Below are 18,220 nucleotides of genomic sequence, written 5' to 3' on the forward strand. Positions count from 1 at the left end.
CTGCGCTGCCACCCGCTCCGGCACCGCCTCACTCGCCGGCGAGTTCCGGATATTCCTGCCGTAGCGGGTCGCCGTCGCGCTTCCACGCGAGGCACTCGCCGACGAAGGCCACCGCGCGCGAATCCGGCCAGCGCCGCGGATCCGGGTCAATGGCGATCTGCCGCGCCACGCGCTCGGGCCACGAAGCCTGCGTATAGGTATTGCCGACCTGCGTGATCAGGTCGCTGAGATGCACGCATCCCTGTTCGCTGCCGATGCGCTCGCGAATCTGCCGCCCGAAGCCCGGCCCGATCTGCAGCCCGATCAGGCGGCGGTAGGCATCCACCGCCCCGCGACACAATGTCCACGGCGTCACCAGCATCGCGGCCCGTACGTCGAGGATCGTGAAATTGTCGTCGATCAGAAAATTGATGCCCATGTGATGCATGAACTCACCGGCACGCACCGGCTCGCGCGAACGGAACGGGACGTCCTCACCCTTCTCGTCCACCACTGTCGCCTCGATTTCCCACAGGCCATCCTTGCGCCGATAGGCGCGGCACGTGATCTGGCGCGTATGCGTGAGCTCGCGCTCGCAGTCTCCGAACATTCCCTTCCCTTTCCTTTCCGAATCGATGACCACCGTCACCACCGTGATGACTAACGGTCCAATGGTAACGTGTGTCAGGTCGGGGGAACCACCGACGACGCCACGGGATACCGGGAGCAAACCGCGTGCTGGGTCGCGCGCCACACCGGCATACGGCAGCCGGAAAGCAAAAGGCCAGCCCCGAGGGGCTGGCCTTTTGTTTGAATCAGTGGTGCCGTTGAAGTGAATCGAACACTCGACCTACTGATTACGAATCAGTTGCTCTACCAACTGAGCTACAACGGCGAAGAGCCGGGAATATACCGCAGGGTTTGGGATCGTACAAGTACCCCGCCACATTCGAACAACGTAGGGAAAATACGGGGTCGACGGCATGGATATAACAAAAGATATACTGCGCCCGTAACTTTCTGTTACTTACCCTCTGGATCGAATGCCATGGCGAAGACTCCGCAAATCGGCACCTGTCTGCTGTTTCCCGCAATCCTAGCGGTTTTGCTGAGCTCCGCGGCCGCGGCGAGCCTGCACTTCATCCCGGCGCTCGCACCGTACGCCGCAGCCGTCGTCCTGGTGCTCGGCTTCATGTACGGCGGAATTCTCGTTGCCGCCCGGGCACTCGCGCTGCGCCGGCTCGGGGGCGACCTGCCGGACGTCGTAGGCCTGCTGAGCGGGCTGGCGGGCGGCCGGCTCGCGCTGGCCACGAATAACGGCGCAACTGCCGACAGCGTCTCGGGACACGCGGTGGCCGCCCAACGCACGTTGCGGGGCGTGGTCGACGACGTTGCGCGTGACGCGCAGGAGCTGGCCGCCGACGTGCGGCGCATGTCCGGACAAACCACGGAAATGTCGCTCACGCTCCAAATGCAGGCCAGCACCAACCGCGAGGTCGCGACGGCGATCCACGAGATCGACCGCAACATCACCCTCGTATCCCGACTCGCGGCCGACACCGAAGCCGACTCGCGCGACGTCGCCGAGTTGTCGCTCAGCGGCGAACAGTTCGTCGGCCGTGCCTCCGCGAAGATGACCCGGATCGTCCAATCGGTGACGACCTCGGCCACGCAGATCGAATCCCTGGTCGCGAGCGTGCGCGAGATCGGAGGCATCGCCAACATCATCGCCGAGATCGCGGACCAGACTAATCTGCTCGCACTCAATGCCGCCATCGAGGCCGCACGCGCAGGCGAACAGGGCCGCGGCTTCGCCGTGGTCGCGGACGAGGTGCGCAAGCTTGCCGAGCGCACGGCGACCGCGACCGCCGAGATCACGCGCATGATCGGGACGATCCAGTCCGATACGAGCGCCGCGGTAACCCAGATGGCGGAGATCTCGCCCGAGCTGCAAAGCGGCGTCGCGGAGGCTCAGCACGCAGCCGACATGCTCCGCCGGATCAAGGATCAATCGCACGACGCACTGAAGAAGATTACCGAACTCGCCGCAGCAACCGCCAAGGAGAGCGCCGAGGCGAAAGAGATCGTTCAGGGCGTGGCGAACATGATTGCGGCGGCGGAGAAGACCGAAGCGATCATCCGCGAGACCGCCGGTACCGCCGCCAAGCTCGAGACGCACTCGACCAGCCTGCTGCAACGGCTGGGTTTCTTCACGCACCTCGGCGGCACGCTCGAACCCGCGAAGAGCGCCAATCGCGCCGCCATCGCGCCGGTCATGACCTGGAACGGCGCGCTGGCGACCGGCCACGTGGACATCGACGCGCAGCACCGCAAGCTGATCGAACTCGCCAACGCGGTAAACGCCGCGATGCAGCGCGGCGAGGAGCGCAGCGCGATCGGCGCGGTCCTCGACGAACTGGTCCGCTACACGGCGTTCCACTTCGGCTTCGAGGAAGACATGATGAAGAAGGCGAATTACCCCGACTTCTTCCGCCACCAGCAACAGCACAAAAAACTCGTCGCGGACGTGCTCGCGCACAAGGCCCAGTTCGACGCCGGGCAGGCGTTGTCGTCCGAACTGCTGAGTTTCCTGCGCGACTGGCTGGTGAACCACATCATGAAGACCGACAAGGCGCTTGCACGCGAACTCAGGCAGGCAGCCTGAGACCCGGTCAGGTCGCGCGCCCGGTGATCGAGGGCGCGGCGATCGACGGCGGCGAGGACACCCAGTAGTCCGGGCGGCCGTAATGGTTCTTCAGGTGGTCGATGAACAGGCGCACCCGTAGCGCAAGGCGCTTGCGCTGCGGAAACACCGCATAGATCCCCATCGTCGGCGCGGCGAACTCATCGAGCACCGTCACCAGGCGCCCCGCCCGCAGATCGGCGTCGACTTCCCAGCGCGAACGCCACGCCAGCCCGTCGCCGGCCAGCGCGCACTGGTGCAGCACCGCACCGTCGTTGCATTCGAGCCGCCCGCTCACCTTCACCGCGATCGTCTCGCCCTTCTCGTCGCAGAACAGCCAGCCGCGCTGCAGGCCGAGCGAGAGGCAATTGTGCCCGGCGAGATCCTGCGGCGCCGCCGGCGACCCGTGACGCGCCAGATAGGCCGGGCTGGCGACTACCACCCGCCGGTTCTCCGCGAGCCGGATCGACACGAGGCTGGAGTCCGGCAGTTCACCGATGCGGATCGCGCAATCGATGCTCTCATTCACCAGATCCACGACGCGGTCGGTGAGGTCCAGCGTGCAGGACACGTCCGCATTCATCTCCAGGAACTCGCGCAGCAGCGGCGCGACATGCAGCCGCCCGAAGCCGGCCGGCGCGGACACGCGGATATGGCCGCTCGCCTTCACGCCCCCCAGGCTCACCGAGGCCTCCGCATTGGCGAGATCATTGAGGATGCGCTGGCAATCCTCAACGAAGGCCGCGCCCTCGAAAGTCAGCGAGATGCTGCGCGTCGTGCGCGTCACGAGCTTGACGCCCAGGCGCTGCTCCAGCGCGTCGAGCCGGCGACCGATTACCGCGGGAGTGACGCCCTCCGCCCGTGCCGCGGCCGAGAGGCTACCCTTGGTCGCGACACTGACGAAGGTTTCGACCTGCTTGAACGCATCCATTTTGTACTTTTAGTAAAAGATCAATTGACCTGACAGAGTATTCAGTCCTATACAAGAGTTCAATACACTTCATCCTCAACAAAGGGCGGAGGAGACGCTGCCCGAACGACAGACGCCACCGTGGCCGGCAGCGATGCCGGCCACGCAAGGCGCGAACGACAACACCAGGAACCCCGCATGAAACCCTCCGAACGCATCCGCGCAGTCGCCTTCGACGCCTACGGCACGCTGTTCGACGTGTACTCGGTGGGCGCGCTCGCGGAACAGCTGTTCCCGGGCAAAGGCGAGGCGCTGACCGCGCTGTGGCGCCTGAAGCAGATCGAGTACTCCTTCCTGCGCACCCTGTCCGGACGCTACAAACCCTTCCTCGAAGTCACCGAGGACGGGCTCGTGTATTCGGCCAACAAGCTCGGCCTCGCGATGAACGACTCGCTCCGCCGCCAGCTGATGAACCAGTATGCCTGCCTGTCGCCTTTTCCGGAGAACCTCGGCGCGCTGAAGGCTTTGCGCGCGCTGGGCCTGCCGATGGCCGTGCTGTCGAACGGCACGCCGCAGATGCTCGACGTGGCGATCAAGAGCGCCGGCATGAGCGGGCTCTTCGACCACGTGCTGTCGGTAGACGCCGTGCACCAGTACAAGACCGCCGACGCCGCCTACCAGCTCGGCCCCGACGCCTTCGGCGTGCCGGCGAAGGAGATCCTCTTCGTGTCCTCGAACGGCTGGGACGCCGCCGGCGCGACCTGGTTCGGCTACACGAGCTTCTGGATCAACCGCGCGCAGCTGCCGATGGAAGAACTCGGCGTCACCCCCACCGCGGTCGGCCAGCGCCTGACCGACATCGTCGAATTCGTGCAGGCGCGCTGTGCGCCCGCTGCCCGCTGATGAGCCCCAGCGAGATCCTCATCATCGGACTGGCCGCCGCAATGGCGGGGGCGATGAATTCGGTCGCCGGCGGCGGCACCTTCTTCTCCTTCCCCGCCCTGCTCGCCGTCGGCGTGCCGCCCGTGGTCGCGAACGCCAGCAATGCGGTCGCGCTGTGGCCCGCCAGCCTGTCAAGCGCCTGGGCCTACCGCCGCGAACTCGCGCGCTTCCGCAAAGGTCTGGCCACACTGTCGCTCGTCGCGCTCGTGGGCGGCATCGCCGGCGGGCTGCTGCTGCTGTCCACCCGGGACGACACCTTTTCGAAGCTGATCCCGTGGCTGCTACTCGTCGCGACGGTGATGTTCGCCGGCAGCGGGCAGATCTCCGCGCTGCTTGCACGGCTCCGCCAGCGCACCGATGTGAGCCCCTCGCACGGTACTGCCGGCGGCCTGCTGTTCCAGCTCGGCGTGTCGATCTACGGCGGTTTCTTCGGCGCCGGCATGGGCATCGTGATGATCGCGGCGCTGGCGATCCAGGGCCACCGCGACATCCACGACATCAACGCACTGAAGAACTGGCTGTCGGCCATCATCTACAGCGTCGCGGTGGTCACCTTCGTCGCCGCCGGCGCCGTGAGCTGGCCGCACACGCTGGTCATGATCGTCACCGCCGCCATAGGCGGTTACTGGGGGGCAGTCGGTGCCCGCAAGGTGCCGGCCGTGTGGTTGAGGCGTTTCATCATCGGGGTGGGCAGCATCCTCACCGTCTACTATTTCTACAAAACCTATCTCATCTGAAGAGCGAGGAACCATGAGCACGAGAATCCAATGCCATCAGCTGCAGGTCGACGCCGAACTGCATCGCTTCATCGAAACCGAAGCCCTGCCCGGCACCGGCGTTGACGCCGGCGCATTCTGGAAGGGCTTCAGCGAGCTCGCCAACGAACTCGCACCGAAGAACCGCGCGCTGCTCGCCGAGCGTGATCGCCTGCAGGTCGAACTCGACAACTGGCACCGCGCCCATCCCGGCCCGATCCAGGACATGCCGGCCTACCGCGCGTTCCTCGAGAAGATCGGCTACCTGCAGCCGGTGCCCGCTCCGTTCAAGGTTACGACCGCCAACGTCGATATCGAGATCCGCGAGCAATGCGGCCCACAGCTCGTCGTGCCGATCATGAACGCCCGCTACGCATTGAACGCCGCGAACGCGCGCTGGGGCAGCCTGTACGACGCCCTCTATGGCACCGACGCAATCCCCTCGGACGCCGGAGCGGAAGCCGGCTCGTCCTACAACCCGGCGCGCGGCGCGCGCGTCATCGCCTTCGCGCGTGACGTGCTGAACCAGGCCGCCCCGCTCGCCCAGGGCGACCACACGAAGGCCGCTGGTTACGCGGTTGAAGGCGGCAAGCTGGTCGTCACGCTGCAGGACGGCACGAAGACCGGCCTCGCCGACGCGTCGAAGTTCGCCGGTTACCAAGGCGACGCTGCCGCACCGAAGGCCGTGCTGCTCAAGAACAACGGCCTGCACCTCGAGATCCAGTTCGACCGCAACCACCCGATCGGCAAAACCGACGTCGCCGGTATCAAGGACGTGCTGGTCGAAGCCGCGATCTCGACCATCATGGACTGCGAGGACTCGGTCGCCGCGGTCGACGCCGAGGACAAGGTCCTCGCCTACCGCAACTGGCTGGGCCTCATCACCGGCACCCTCGTCGAGGCTTTCGAGAAGGGCGGCAAGACGGTCGAGCGCACAATGAACGCGGACCGCGAATACACCACGCCGAACGGCGGCGCGCTGCGCCTGCATGGCCGCTCGCTGCTGTTCATCCGCAACGTCGGCCACCTGATGACCAACCCGGCGATCCTGCTGGCCGACGGCGCGGAAATCCCCGAAGGGATCATGGACGGCGTCCTCACGGCGCTGATCTCGCTGCGCGACCTGAAGCTGAAGAACAACTCGCGCACCGGCAGCATGTACATCGTGAAGCCGAAGATGCACGGCCCGGCCGAAGTCGCCTTCACCAACGAGCTGTTCGGCCGCGTCGAACAGATGCTGGGCCTGCCCGCCAGCACGATGAAGGTCGGCATCATGGACGAGGAGCGCCGCACCTCGGTGAACCTCGCCGCCTGCATCAAGTCCGCCGAGTCGCGCGTCGCCTTCATCAACACCGGCTTCCTCGACCGCACCGGCGACGAGATGCACACCGCGATGGAAGCGGGCCCGATGATCCGCAAGGGCGACATGAAGAGCTCCGCGTGGATCCAGGCCTACGAGCGCCAGAACGTGCTGGTGGGCCTCGACTGCGGCCTGCGCGGCAAGGCGCAGATCGGCAAGGGCATGTGGGCGATGCCGGACCTGATGGCCGAGATGCTGAAGCAGAAGATCGGCCACCCGAAGGCCGGCGCCACGACCGCGTGGGTGCCGTCGCCGACCGGCGCGACCCTGCACGCGCTGCACTACCACCAGGTCGACGTCCAGGCCGTGCAGCAGGAGATGGAGAAGATCAGCCTCGCCGCCGAACGCGAAACCCTCCTCAACAACCTGCTGACCGTGCCAGTCGCGGCCACCGCGAACTGGAGCGCCACCGAGATCCAGCAGGAGCTCGACAACAACGCCCAAGGCATCCTCGGCTACGTCGTACGCTGGGTCGACCAGGGCGTGGGCTGCTCGAAGGTGCCGGACATCAACAACATCGGCCTGATGGAAGACCGCGCGACGCTGCGCATCTCCAGCCAGCACATCGCCAACTGGCTGCGCCACGGCGTGACCAACGAGGCGCAGGTCATGGAAACGCTGAAACGCATGGCGGCCGTCGTCGACCAGCAGAACGCCGGCGACCCGCTGTACCAGCCGATGGCCGCGGACTTCGACAAGTCGGTCGCCTTCCAGGCTGCCAAGGACCTGATCTTCAAGGGCTGCGCGCAGCCCAGCGGCTACACCGAACCGCTGCTGCACAAGTGGCGTCAGGTGAAGAAGGCGCAAGGCTGAGTCGCCTCGCGGGCCGGACCTCGCGTCCGGCCGGCAAGCCCACGGACGGCACCGCGCATGCGGTGCCGTTTTTTTCTTGTGCCGCTCCGTCTCAGCTTTCGGCAGGCAGCATCAACCGTTCCGCGCGCAGCGCGACATCGGCGGGAAAAGGCCGCGAGCGGCGCGTTTCCGGGTTCAGGCACACGGCGGTGAATTCGCACACTGCCGACAGCTCGCCGTTTTCAGTGCTCAGCAGCTCGTGGCGAAAACGGACGACCTTTTCGCGCAGGTCGACAACGCCGGTTCGTACGACGACCGTGTCGCCCGGATACAGCTCCTTCATGTAACTGATGTTCTGCTGCACCGCGGCCAGCTTCAATTCCCCGCTGCGCAGCCGCGACGGACTCAGCCCGAGCATCCCATAGAACTGCCAGCAGGCCGCATCGAAGAACTCCAGGTAGGCACGCACGTTGACGTGCCCCATGTGGTCGCGCTGCCATTCGTACACCGTGCCACGCGCCGTCTCCACCATCGCCATGCCCGTCTCCTTGTCATTTCAAATTATTTGAACTCGAACGATAGGCCCCGACGCCGCGTAAGGGCAATACCCGCATCCGCGACGCATGCTCCGGTAGAATTCGCTGCACTGCACAATCCAGACCACCGACATGGACATCATCACCGACATCATCCTGCGCGCCGGGCGCTCCGCGGTCGAACTCGCCCTGTTCGTGCTCCTGCCGGTGATGGTCGTCATGCTGTCGCTGATGCGCCTGCTCGAAGCGAAGGGCGTCCTCGACCGAGTCGTACATGTGCTCGCCCCTGTACTGCGTCCCGCCGGACTGACGGGACTGGGCGTCTTTGCCGCGCTGCAGATCAATTTCGTCAGCTTCGCCGCACCAATCGCAACGCTGACGATGATGGAGAGCCGCGGCGCCTCCGACCGCCACCTCGCCGCGACGCTGGCGATGGTGATGGCGATGGCGCAGGCCAACGCAGCTTTTCCGATGATCGCGATGGGGCTGGATTTCGGGCTGACCCTTGTGCTGTCCGTCGTCGGCGGCCTCGTCGCCGCCGCCGCCACCTACCACGGCTTCGCCCGCGGATTGTCGGCCGTCGAAGGGCAACTCGACGAGACCCTGCACCATCGCGTCGCCGAAGACGCCAAGGGCGTGCTCGACGTCATCAACCGCGCCGGCGCGGAAGCCTTCAAGATCGCCGTGGGCGCAATCCCCATGCTCGTGCTCGCGCTCGTCGCGGTGCTGGCCCTGCGCACGAGCGGTGCCGTGGACCTGCTCACGCGCGTCCTCACCCCCGCGATGACCGCGGTGTCGATCGACCCCGCGCTGATCCTGCCGACCCTGACCAAGTACATTGGCGGCGGCACGGCCATGATGGGGGTGATGGACGAAATGCTGCGGGACGGGACCGCCAGCGTCGGGATGCTCAACCGCAGCGCGGGGTTCCTGATCCACCCGCTGGACGTTCCGGGCGTGGCGGTGCTCATCTCCGCAGGCAGGCGCGTCGCGGGGGTGTGGAAACCGGCCGCGCTCGGCGCCGGCGTCGGCATCCTCGCGCGCACTGCCGGTCACGCGCTGTTCGCCTGAAGCCCCGTCAGAATTCCAGCGTCACGCTGACCCAGGCGCGCGGGTCGAGAAACTGCGGTGGCGCGAAGTCGCGGTCGTGGCGGTCCGCGCCGCGCCGCCGGAACTCTGCGCGACGCCCTTCGATGCCTTGCACGGTGAGTGCAAGCTCGCCGCCCGTCGGCCCCGCACGGAAGGGATAGGCCAGCCGCACATCGGTACGCTCGAAAGCGTCGACCGAGGTGTGCGTCGTCCACTGGAAGCGTCCGTAGCGGAAATGGGCAATCGACATTTCCATGCCCGCCGGCAGCGCCTGCGTCCACCGCAGCATCGTGATGTGGTCGGGCACCGAATGCTCCATATGGCGCTCGGCATCCTGTGCGAGTCCGCGATTGACTGTCACCAAGCGGGAATTGGCATGCGCCGTGATCGTCGCGAAGGACTGGTTCACGGTAAACTCGCTGCCTTGGCGCGGACGCCAACGCAACTGGTACTCCGCGCCGCGGATGTCCAGATCCTGCCCGTTCAGGTAGTCCTTGTACGCGCCGCAAGAGCCCTCCAGCAGCCCCAGGACCTCGCATTGCGGTGGCACCAGCCTGAGCGAAACCGGCAGGATGCGGTCATGGACTTCTTCCTGGAACACGCGCACATCGACGAACAGCCCCTGCTCGCGGAAATCCCCTAGGTAACCGATCTCGGCGACATCGATGCGCTCCTTGTGGACGTCTCCGCTCGCATTGCGATCGATTTCCAACGGAATCACCCCAAAGGGCGACCCGACATCGAGGGCACCGTAGAACTCGCGCGATTTCGCCTCCGTCAGCGAGGGAATGCGATGCGCGCGCGAAAGCCCGGCGCGCAGCGTCTGTCGCGACGAAAGGTGGTAATTCACCGCCAGGCGCGGCGCGAGCGAGGTGTCCGAGAGTGAGTCGTTTTCCCACGTCAACCCGAGATTGGTCGTCCATGCTTCCGACGGACGCCACTCGAAATTGCCGAACAGGCGATGCACATTCTGTCGCACCGCATCGCCGCCGCGGCCGTAGAACTGCTCGCCGCGCACCGCGTCGTAGCGCCCGCCCGCCCCCCACACCAGTCGAGTCTCCGACGACGGCACCACGGTATGCTGGAACTCCACTTCGTCGCGCGTAGTGCTGGTGTGATAGTCGATGAACAGACTCAGCCCGGAATCCCGCGCGAGGAAAGCGTCGTCGTACACCTCGTTCGAGCGCGTGTAGCGCAGGGACAGGGCGCCACCATCGGCGAAGTTGCGCGTCCAGCCGAGCGAGAGAAATTCCTTGAGCGCCTTTTGTTCGCGCGGCGGGTTCGTGACTGCGTCCACCTGCCCCGTCCGCAATGCCATTTCCACATGGCCTGCCTGAACCTGCACTTCATCCGCGGCACCGACGGGAATGTCGGCGCGCAGATTCACCCGCCGGTTCTCGCGGCGATCGTCGAAATGCTTCACCCCGTTGTCGCGGGTGCTCTCCGCGCTCAGGCGCACCATGGCGTCGCCGAAGCGCATGCCGACCCGGGCATGGCGGTCTGCGATACCGTCATTGCCTTCCCCGACACGCACGCGGACGCCCAGGGTCTCGGCCGCGGAGCGCGTGACGACATTCACGACGCCGAGAAACGCATTCGAACCATAGGCTGCCGAATTCGAACCGCGAATCACCTCGATGCGCTCGATCTCGTCGAGCGACACATCGATCAGGTTCCACGCGACGCCGCCGAAGAACAGCGGGCTGTATTGCGAGCGCCCGTCGATCAGGATCTGCAGCCCGCGCGGATTCTCGTCGGTCATGCCGTGGTAGACGGCATTCGGCGCGCCGTTGAACGAGTGCGCGACAAGGAAGCCCGGCACCAGGCGCAGGAGATCCGCGAGATCGCGCGCACCCGAGGTGCGTATCGTGTCGGCATCGATCACGGTGACCGAGCCCGGCGCGTCGCGCAAGGGCTGCGCCAGACGCGACACCGACAGCACGACCGGCAGTTCGTCGAAGAAAGGGTCCTCGACCACGCGGGCAAGCGGTCCGATTTCATCTGCCCCCACGGCCGGTCCGGCGAGCACAGCCATCAGGACCACCGAAGCGTTCCTTACCCCCATCTCCACCCCGTTCGATTCCCGGACTGCAATCTTGCGTCGCCAATTCATGCCGCGATGCAGCAACGATGATGACCCCATGGGCGACCCGCCCGAGGTCCCCTCGACGCGGCGCTTTCCCGTCCGCGGCACAGCGCCAAACACCCTATTCGTCATTGAACCAGAAAATTCGCGCGCGGCAACGCAACATTTCGGCTAAGCGGCGTCGAGTATCCCCAAAATGGGACCAGTGGCCTGCGATCGCCCACGAAATCACGTCCACGGTCCGCCTCGTCGAACGAAACGCACACCCTTACGCCGGGATCGCCCCAGACACTAGAATGAGGGCCACTTCGCGCGACAGGAACCACGCAACCCGATGATCGGCGCACTTACCCTTCTGCTTGTCTTCCAGCTCATCGGCGAAGCACTCGCCCGCGGGCTCGACCTCCCTATTCCCGGCCCGGTCATCGGCATGGGACTCATGTTTGCCACCCTGGTCCTGCGCAAGGGACCGAGCGCCGAGCTGCGCGGCACCGCGACGGGCATCCTGCAGCATCTTTCGCTGCTGTTCATCCCGGCCGGCACCGGCGTCATGCTCCACTTCCAACGCCTCGCCGACGAATGGCTGCCGCTCACGGTGGCACTGATCGCGAGCACCCTGCTGTCGATCGCGATCTCGGCGCTGCTCCTCCATGCACTATCCCGACACACGCCGCACGGCGAGGAGCAGCAATGAACCCGGCACTCGGCGAAATCTGGGTCTACCTCTCCACCACACCGCTGCTCGGCCTGACCCTCACGCTGCTCGCCTATCAGGGCGCGTTGTGGCTCTACCGCGGGGCGAACCACCACCCGCTGCTCAATCCGGTGATGGTCGCGGTGACCGTCCTCGTGCTCGTCCTGACACTCACCGGCACGCCCTACCAGACCTACTTCGACGGTGCGCAGTTTGTGCACTTCCTGCTCGGCCCGGCGACGGTCGCGCTGGCGATCCCGCTCTATGCACAGTGGGAACGCCTGAAGGGGATGCTGTTGCCGCTCCTCGTCACGCTCGTCGCCGGTTCGCTGACCGCCGCCCTCTCGGCCGTCGGCATCGCCGCGCTGCTCGGCGCCAGCCGCGAGTCGGTGATGTCGATGGCGCCCAAGAGCGTGACGATGCCGATCGCGATGGGCGTCGCCGAGCGCCTCGGCGGCCTGCCCTCGCTGACCGCGGTGCTGGTGATGAGCACCGGCATCCTCGGTGCCGTCGGCGCCCGCTACGTCTATCGCCTGCTGCGAATCGAGGACCACGCCGTACGCGGTTTCGCGATCGGCATCGCGTCGCACGGCATCGGCACCGCACGCGCCTTCCAGGTCAGCGAACAGGCCGGCGCCTTCGCCGCGCTGGCGATGGGTCTCAACGGACTGCTCACCGCCGCGATGCTGCCGTGGATCCTGCCCTGGCTCGAGTCGCTCCAGCACTGATCGCCGGCGCCCCATCCTTCCTCATCCAAGCCCAAACGGAATCCGCCCCCGATGACCGCCCTGCTTCGCTGGCTCGACCGCACCATCCTCGAACTCGGCCGCGAGATGCGCCTGTCCTACCTGCCGCCGCTGATGGTCTATGTCGCGGCGGGAGTTTCCGGCCTCACCGGCATCGTCGGCACCTTCTTCGTCAAGGACTACCTCGGCCTGTCAGCCTCCTTCCTCGCCGCGCTGGGATTCTGGGCGGGTATCCCGTGGGCGCTCAAAATGCCCATCGGCCATCTCGTGGACCTGCTATGGCGGTACAAGGCCGGGCTGGTCTATCTCGGCGCCTCGCTCATCGCCGCCAGCCTGATCATCATGATCGGCTTGATCGGCAACCCCGCCGCAATGCGGCAGGTCATGTCGGCGGAGGCCTGGTTCGTACTTTCCACGCTGCTCGCACCGATCGGTTACGTGATGCAGGACGCCGTCGCCGACGCGATGACGGTCGAAGCCGTACCGCGCATCGGCGAAGACGGCCGCCCCTTCCCGGACGAGACCGTGCGCCTGATGCACACCACGATGCAGATGCTCGGCCGCGTCGCGATCATCGGCGGCACCGTGCTCGTGTCGCTGGCCAACGTCGCGATGTTCCAAGGCAGCGAAACGCTGCCGGAAGCGGACAAGATCGCGATCTACGTGCGCATCTACGAGCTCGCGCTGGTCATCCCGCTGATGTCGATCAGTGGCGTACTGCTCGCGGGCATCCTCAAGCGCCGCGAAGCCCGGCGCCTCGCCCGCCTCGGCCGTGGCGCGGCGGAAATCGATCGCCTCGTCCACGCACCCGAGCAGACTACCGCCCCGAACTGGTGGATCCTCGGCGGCAGCGCGGCCTTCGTCGCGCTGACCCTGGCGGTCGGCCTGTCCGGCCTCGGCTACGGCCAGGAACTGATCTTCGGCGCCTCGTTCACCATCATCGGCGTGATGATCTTCCGCCTCCTGCGCGAACTCTCCGACGACGCCCGCCGCACCCTGCTCGGCACCGTGATCGTGATCTTCGTCTTCCGCGCCATGCCCGGCCCCGGCGCCGGCGCGAGCTGGTGGATGATCGACGAACTGGGCTTCGACCAGAGCTTCCTGTCGCGGCTCGACCTCATCACCAGCACCCTCACGCTCGCTGGCCTCTTCCTGTTCCGCCGCTTCATGGCGGAAAAGTCGATCGCACACATCGTCATCTTCCTGACCCTCGCCAGCACGCTGCTGTCGCTGCCCATCATCGGCATGTTCCACGGCCTGCACGAATGGACCGCGGCCGCGACGGGCGGCCTCGTCGACGCGCGCTTCATCGCCATCGCCAACACCGCACTGGAGTCGCCGCTCGGACAGGTGTCGATGGTGCCGATGCTCGCATGGATCGCGAACTCAGCCCCGGCACACCTCAAGGCGACCTTCTTCGCGGTGATGGCCTCGTTCACCAACCTCGCCCTGTCGGCCTCCCAGCTCGGCACCAAGTACCTCAACGGCATCTACACGGTCACCCGCGAAGTGCGCGACGCTGCGAGCGCTGCGATCACGGTGCCGGCGGATTACTCCGAACTCGGTCAGCTCCTCCTGACGGTCCTGGTGCTGGGCCTCGCGCTGCCGCTGCTGGCAATCGCCGCCACCCGCCTGCTCGGGCTGCGCAGCGCATGAGCATAGGCGCGAAACCGTTGCACAGCCGCGACGACAGGGGGAAACTGCGAGACAAAGGCCACCTGAGGACAAGTCCATGACACCTGCTTCGGTTCACGACATCCGCAACCTTGCATTACTCGGCCATGCCGGCTGCGGCAAGACCACCCTGCTCGAGGCCCTGCTCGTCGCCTCGGGCACCATCGGCGCCACCGGCACGATCGAGCGCGGCGATACCGTCAGCGATTTCGACCCCCAGGAAAAGGCGATGGGGCACTCGCTGTCGACCTCGCTCGCACACCTCGAATGGGCGGGGCACTGGGTCAATCTCCTCGACACCCCGGGACTCCCCGACCTCGCCGGCCGCGCCCTGACCGCGCTGCCCGCGGTCGAGACCGCCGCAGTAGTGGTGAGCGCCCCGGCCGGCATCGAGAGCGGCACCCGCCGCATGATGGAGGCCGCGCGCGACAAGTGCCGCCTCGTTGTCGTGTCGAAGATCGACGCCGCCACGCCGGCATCGCTCGCCGCGCTGCTGGAGGAGCTGTGCGCAACCTTCGGACGCGAATGCCTGCCGATCAACCTGCCGTCCGCAAGCGGCGATTCGGTGATCGACTGCTTCTTCGACCCCGACGCCAACCGCGAACCCGCGTTCTCCTCGGTCTCCGCCGCACATGACAGCATCGTCGACCAGGTCGTCGAACTCGACGAGGCCCTGATGGCGAGCTATCTCGAACAAGGCGAATCGCTCGATCCCGAGCAGCTCCACGCCCCCTTCGAGCAAGCCCTGCGCGAAGGCCACCTGATCCCGGTGTGCTTCGTCTCCGCCCGCACCGGCGCCGGCGTAAAGGAACTGCTCGACATCCTCGGCCGCCTCATGCCCGACCCGACCGAAGGCAACCCGCCGCGCTTCTTCAAGGGCGAAGGCGCCGCAGCGCAGGCAGTCGAAGTCGCCGCCGATCCGGAACGGCACGTCATCGCACACGTGTTCCAAGTCGCCAACGACCCCTACCGTGGCAAGCTGGGCCTGTTCCGCATCCATCAGGGGCGCATCAGCCCCAACACCCAGCTCTACATCGGCGACAGCCGCAAACCTTTCAAGGTCTCTCACCTGTTACGGCTGCAGGGCAAGAACCAGGCGGAGACGCCACTGGGCGTGCCCGGCGACATCTGCGCCGTCGCGCGCGTCGACGACATCCACCCGGGAGCGGTGCTGCATGACTCGCACGACGAGGACAATTACCACCTCGCACCCGCGAGCTACCCGCAGCCTGTGTTCGGGCTCGCGCTGATCCCGCAGAAACACGGCGACGAACAGAAGCTCGCAGAAGCGCTTGCGCGCCTGCTCGACGAAGACCCGTGCCTCGAAGTCGGCTTCGACCATCAGGCCCGCCAGACCGTCGTGCGCGGACTCGGCGAGCTGCACCTGAAGATCATCCTCGAGCAGCTGCGCGCGCGCTGGAACCTGCAGTTCGACACCGCGACACCGTCCGTGCCCTATCGCGAGACCATCAACGGTACGGCGGAAGCGCGCTACCGGCACAAGAAGCAGAGCGGCGGCGCCGGCCAGTTCGGCGAAGTGGCCCTGCGCGTCGAATCGCTCCCGCGCGGCTCCGGTATCGAGCTCGGCAACGAGGTCAAGGGCGGCGCGATCCCGACCAACTTCCTGCCGGCGGTCGAAAAGGGCGTGCGCCAGGCGCTGGCCGAAGGCGCGCTCGCCGGCTTCCCGGTGCAGGACGTCAGGGTCGTGCTGGTCGACGGCAAGGCGCACGCCGTCGACTCGAACGAGGTGTCCTTCGTCACGGCCGGCCGGCATGCGACGCTCGAGGCGCTGCTCGCCGCACGTCCGGTGGTGCTGGAACCGCTCGTCAGCGTCACGGTGAAAGTCGCCGACGGCAACTTCGGCGAAGTCAGCGCCGAGTTTGCGGGCCGCCGGGGCCACCTCACGACGACCGAAAGCCCGGCGAGCGGCGTCATGCTGCTCACGGCCACCCTGCCGCTGGCCGAGATGGAAGGCTTCGAGGCGCGCCTTAAGGCCATCTGCGCCGGCGAGAGCGAGTTCTCGATGACCGCAGCCGGCTACGAGCCCGCCCCGCAGGACGTGCAGCAACGCCTCGCCAAGTCCTGGACCGGCCACGGCAGCGGCCAGTAAGACCTGCGAGGGAACACGATGAAACTCACCGAACAGCATCGGGCGTACTGGCGCAGCAACCTGCTGCTGACCTTCTCGCTGCTGTCGGTGTGGTTTCTCGTGAGCTTCGTCGCCGGCTACTACGCGGACGAACTCAACCGCTTCACGTTCATGAGCTTCCCGCTCGGCTTCTACATCTTCGCCCAGGGCTCGCAGATCACCTTCGTGATCCTGATCGGGATCTACGTGCTGGCGATGAACTACCTCGACCGCAAGTACCAGATCGGCGAAAAGCGCTGAAATCCCCGCAAGCGGCAACAAAAAACCCGCCGTTTCGTCGATTCGGCGGGTTTTTCGTCGGAGCGCCCCGCGCGGGGCGCCTGCAGTTGCATCTTACATGCGCGCGATCATCGCGTCCCCGAAGGCCGAGCACGACACTTCCTGCGCGCCCTCCATCAGGCGCGCGAAGTCGTAAGTCACGACCTTGTCGCCGATCGCCGCTTCCATGGCCTTGATGACGAGGTCCGCGGCTTCCTTCCAGTCCATGTGACGCAGCATCATCTCCGCCGACAGGATCAGCGAACCGGGGTTGACCTTGTCCAGCCCGGCATACTTCGGCGCCGTGCCGTGGGTCGCCTCGAAGCACGCGTACTGGTCGGAGATGTTCGCCCCCGGCGCGATGCCGATGCCGCCGACCTGCGCGGCCAGCGCGTCGGAGATGTAGTCGCCGTTCAGGTTGGTCGTCGCGATCACGTCGTATTCGGCCGGACGCAGCAGGATCTGCTGCAGGAAGGCGTCGGCGATTGCGTCCTTGACGACGATCTCGCGACCGGTCTTCGGGTTCTTGAACTTGCACCACGGGCCGCCGTCGATCGGCTGGGCGCCGAACTCATCCTGCGCGAGCTTGTAAGCGGTGTCACGGAACAGGCCTTCCGTGAACTTCATGATGTTGCCCTTGTGCACGAACGTCACCGACTTGCGATCGTTGTCGATCGCGTACCTGATCGCCGCACGCACCAGGCGGGTAGTGCCTTCCACCGACACCGGCTTGATGCCGATGCCCGAGGTCTCGGGGAAGCGGATCTTCTTCACGCCCATCTCGTTCTGCAGGAAGGCGATCACCTTCTTCACCTGCTCCGAACCCGATGCCCACTCGATGCCGGCGTAGATGTCCTCGGTGTTCTCGCGGTAGATGACCATGTCGGTCAGCTCCGGGTTTTTCAGCGGCGACGGCACGCCCTTGAAGTAGCGTACCGGCCGCACGCACTGATACAGGTCCAGCTCCTGGCGCAGCGCGACGTTCAGCGAACGGATGCCGCCGCCGACGGGGGTGGTCATCGGCCCCTTGATCGAAACCGAGTACTCCTTCAGCGCGTCGAAGGTCTCCTTCGGCAGCCACTCGTCCGGGCCGTACAGCTGGGTCGATTTCTCACCCGCGTAGACTTCCATCCAGTGGATCTTCTTCTTCCCACCGTATGCCTTCGCGACCGCCGCGTCGATGACCTTGATCATCACCGGCGTGATGTCGACACCGATGCCATCGCCCTCGATGAAGGGGATGATCGGTTGGTCGGGAATGGTCTGGCCGGGAACAATTTTTTGGCCACCTGCGGGAACCTTGATCTTGGATGCGCTCATGCCTACTCCCTCTTCGTGTGGATGTGTCTCGCTCGATTCAGCTCGTCGCTGAAAACCCTTGGCTTGCAGCTGGGGGACCATCGCGCATGCAGATCGTGACAGGACCATGCAAAACGGATGAATTCTCCCCAATCCAGTTTGCGATTATGGCGCAAAAATGCGAGACGCACGATCCGGCTCGCGTTGTCCCGCGGCAACGCGGTTCCCAAGGAAAATCCGGCAAAAAAAAGCCAGCGCATTGCGCTGG

15 protein-coding genes and 1 tRNA gene are annotated in these 18,220 nt (G+C 66.0%); 10 read left to right on the top strand and 6 right to left on the bottom strand.

From position 1 onward, the window contains the following. Positions 1-28 precede the first annotated feature (28 nt). The gene (locus tag AzCIB_RS16260) at positions 29-589 is read right to left on the bottom strand and encodes a DUF2889 domain-containing protein (RefSeq protein WP_050416841.1); all 561 of its coding nucleotides are present in this window, start codon (positions 587-589) and stop codon (positions 29-31) included. Between the two features lie 209 nt (positions 590-798). Further along, positions 799-874, bottom strand: a tRNA-Thr gene (locus tag AzCIB_RS16265). Between the two features lie 153 nt (positions 875-1,027). Here AzCIB_RS16265 and AzCIB_RS16270 point away from each other — a divergent pair. Then, complete coding sequence (locus AzCIB_RS16270) at positions 1,028-2,644, top strand: bacteriohemerythrin (protein ID WP_050416842.1); 1,617 nt, start codon at positions 1,028-1,030, stop codon at positions 2,642-2,644. A 7-nt stretch (positions 2,645-2,651) separates the two neighbouring features. Here AzCIB_RS16270 and AzCIB_RS16275 read toward each other — a convergent pair whose 3' ends face one another. Beyond that, on the bottom strand, positions 2,652-3,593 hold the full coding sequence (locus tag AzCIB_RS16275) for a LysR family transcriptional regulator (RefSeq protein WP_050416843.1): 942 nt from the start codon (positions 3,591-3,593) through the stop codon (positions 2,652-2,654). 177 nt (positions 3,594-3,770) lie between these two features. Between AzCIB_RS16275 and AzCIB_RS16280 the strand changes: the two genes are divergently transcribed. The 3 genes from AzCIB_RS16280 to AzCIB_RS16290 are packed head-to-tail and all read left to right on the top strand — an operon-like array spanning position 3,771 to position 7,442. Then, positions 3,771-4,475: a haloacid dehalogenase type II gene (locus AzCIB_RS16280; RefSeq protein WP_050416844.1), complete on the top strand. Its 705-nt coding sequence runs from the start codon at positions 3,771-3,773 to the stop codon at positions 4,473-4,475. Continuing rightward, a complete protein-coding gene (locus tag AzCIB_RS16285) occupies positions 4,475-5,251 on the top strand; it encodes a sulfite exporter TauE/SafE family protein (RefSeq protein ID WP_050416845.1) in 777 nt (258 codons plus the stop codon). Before AzCIB_RS16280 ends, AzCIB_RS16285 begins: the two co-directional genes overlap by 1 nt. Before the next feature lie 13 nt (positions 5,252-5,264). After that, complete coding sequence (locus AzCIB_RS16290) at positions 5,265-7,442, top strand: malate synthase G (protein WP_050416846.1); 2,178 nt, start codon at positions 5,265-5,267, stop codon at positions 7,440-7,442. 91 nt (positions 7,443-7,533) lie between these two features. Here AzCIB_RS16290 and AzCIB_RS16295 read toward each other — a convergent pair whose 3' ends face one another. Next, positions 7,534-7,959, bottom strand: coding sequence for an acyl-CoA thioesterase (locus AzCIB_RS16295; protein WP_050416847.1), 426 nt, complete (start codon positions 7,957-7,959; stop codon positions 7,534-7,536). A gap of 130 nt (positions 7,960-8,089) precedes the next feature. Here AzCIB_RS16295 and AzCIB_RS16300 point away from each other — a divergent pair, with 130 nt between their 5' ends. Further along, positions 8,090-9,028: a nucleoside recognition domain-containing protein gene (locus AzCIB_RS16300; protein ID WP_050416848.1), complete on the top strand. Its 939-nt coding sequence runs from the start codon at positions 8,090-8,092 to the stop codon at positions 9,026-9,028. A 7-nt stretch (positions 9,029-9,035) separates the two neighbouring features. Here AzCIB_RS16300 and AzCIB_RS16305 read toward each other — a convergent pair whose 3' ends face one another. Beyond that, positions 9,036-11,081: a TonB-dependent receptor plug domain-containing protein gene (locus AzCIB_RS16305; protein WP_232299448.1), complete on the bottom strand. Its 2,046-nt coding sequence runs from the start codon at positions 11,079-11,081 to the stop codon at positions 9,036-9,038. 385 nt (positions 11,082-11,466) lie between these two features. On the opposite strand from AzCIB_RS16305, the gene AzCIB_RS16310 reads away from it, so the two are divergent. From AzCIB_RS16310 to AzCIB_RS16330, 5 genes are all read left to right on the top strand, one after another. Next, a complete protein-coding gene (locus tag AzCIB_RS16310) occupies positions 11,467-11,826 on the top strand; it encodes a CidA/LrgA family protein (protein ID WP_050416849.1) in 360 nt (119 codons plus the stop codon). Continuing rightward, the gene (locus AzCIB_RS16315) at positions 11,823-12,554 is read left to right on the top strand and encodes an LrgB family protein (RefSeq protein ID WP_050416850.1); all 732 of its coding nucleotides are present in this window, start codon (positions 11,823-11,825) and stop codon (positions 12,552-12,554) included. The genes AzCIB_RS16310 and AzCIB_RS16315 overlap by 4 nt, the downstream gene beginning before the upstream one ends. Before the next feature lie 51 nt (positions 12,555-12,605). Continuing rightward, entirely contained in the window at positions 12,606-14,228 is a 1,623-nt protein-coding gene (locus AzCIB_RS16320) for an MFS transporter (RefSeq protein ID WP_050416851.1), read from the top strand. 76 nt (positions 14,229-14,304) lie between these two features. Further along, entirely contained in the window at positions 14,305-16,356 is a 2,052-nt protein-coding gene (gene fusA / locus AzCIB_RS16325; RefSeq protein ID WP_050416852.1) for an elongation factor G, read from the top strand. A gap of 18 nt (positions 16,357-16,374) precedes the next feature. Next, positions 16,375-16,635, top strand: coding sequence for a DUF4212 domain-containing protein (locus tag AzCIB_RS16330; RefSeq protein ID WP_050416853.1), 261 nt, complete (start codon positions 16,375-16,377; stop codon positions 16,633-16,635). A 93-nt stretch (positions 16,636-16,728) separates the two neighbouring features. Here AzCIB_RS16330 and icd read toward each other — a convergent pair whose 3' ends face one another. Further along, complete coding sequence (gene icd / locus AzCIB_RS16335; RefSeq protein ID WP_050416854.1) at positions 16,729-17,973, bottom strand: NADP-dependent isocitrate dehydrogenase; 1,245 nt, start codon at positions 17,971-17,973, stop codon at positions 16,729-16,731. Positions 17,974-18,220: the final 247 nt, after the last annotated feature.

This window comes from Azoarcus sp. CIB (genome assembly GCF_001190925.1).
Classification (GTDB): Bacteria; Pseudomonadota; Gammaproteobacteria; order Burkholderiales; family Rhodocyclaceae; genus Aromatoleum.

Bases quoted from the DNA above. Each gene is read 5' to 3' on its own strand.
- AzCIB_RS16260 (WP_050416841.1), bottom strand. From the start codon at position 589: ATGTTCGGAGACTGCGAGCGCGAGCTCACGCATACGCGCCAGATCACG.
- AzCIB_RS16270 (WP_050416842.1), top strand. From the start codon at position 1,028: ATGGCGAAGACTCCGCAAATCGGCACCTGTCTGCTGTTTCCCGCAATC.
- AzCIB_RS16275 (WP_050416843.1), bottom strand. From the start codon at position 3,593: ATGGATGCGTTCAAGCAGGTCGAAACCTTCGTCAGTGTCGCGACCAAG.
- AzCIB_RS16280 (WP_050416844.1), top strand. From the start codon at position 3,771: ATGAAACCCTCCGAACGCATCCGCGCAGTCGCCTTCGACGCCTACGGC.
- AzCIB_RS16285 (WP_050416845.1), top strand. From the start codon at position 4,475: ATGAGCCCCAGCGAGATCCTCATCATCGGACTGGCCGCCGCAATGGCG.
- AzCIB_RS16290 (WP_050416846.1), top strand. From the start codon at position 5,265: ATGAGCACGAGAATCCAATGCCATCAGCTGCAGGTCGACGCCGAACTG.
- AzCIB_RS16295 (WP_050416847.1), bottom strand. From the start codon at position 7,959: ATGGCGATGGTGGAGACGGCGCGTGGCACGGTGTACGAATGGCAGCGC.
- AzCIB_RS16300 (WP_050416848.1), top strand. From the start codon at position 8,090: ATGGACATCATCACCGACATCATCCTGCGCGCCGGGCGCTCCGCGGTC.
- AzCIB_RS16305 (WP_232299448.1), bottom strand. From the start codon at position 11,081: ATGGCTGTGCTCGCCGGACCGGCCGTGGGGGCAGATGAAATCGGACCG.
- AzCIB_RS16310 (WP_050416849.1), top strand. From the start codon at position 11,467: ATGATCGGCGCACTTACCCTTCTGCTTGTCTTCCAGCTCATCGGCGAA.
- AzCIB_RS16315 (WP_050416850.1), top strand. From the start codon at position 11,823: ATGAACCCGGCACTCGGCGAAATCTGGGTCTACCTCTCCACCACACCG.
- AzCIB_RS16320 (WP_050416851.1), top strand. From the start codon at position 12,606: ATGACCGCCCTGCTTCGCTGGCTCGACCGCACCATCCTCGAACTCGGC.
- fusA (WP_050416852.1), top strand. From the start codon at position 14,305: ATGACACCTGCTTCGGTTCACGACATCCGCAACCTTGCATTACTCGGC.
- AzCIB_RS16330 (WP_050416853.1), top strand. From the start codon at position 16,375: ATGAAACTCACCGAACAGCATCGGGCGTACTGGCGCAGCAACCTGCTG.
- icd (WP_050416854.1), bottom strand. From the start codon at position 17,973: ATGAGCGCATCCAAGATCAAGGTTCCCGCAGGTGGCCAAAAAATTGTT.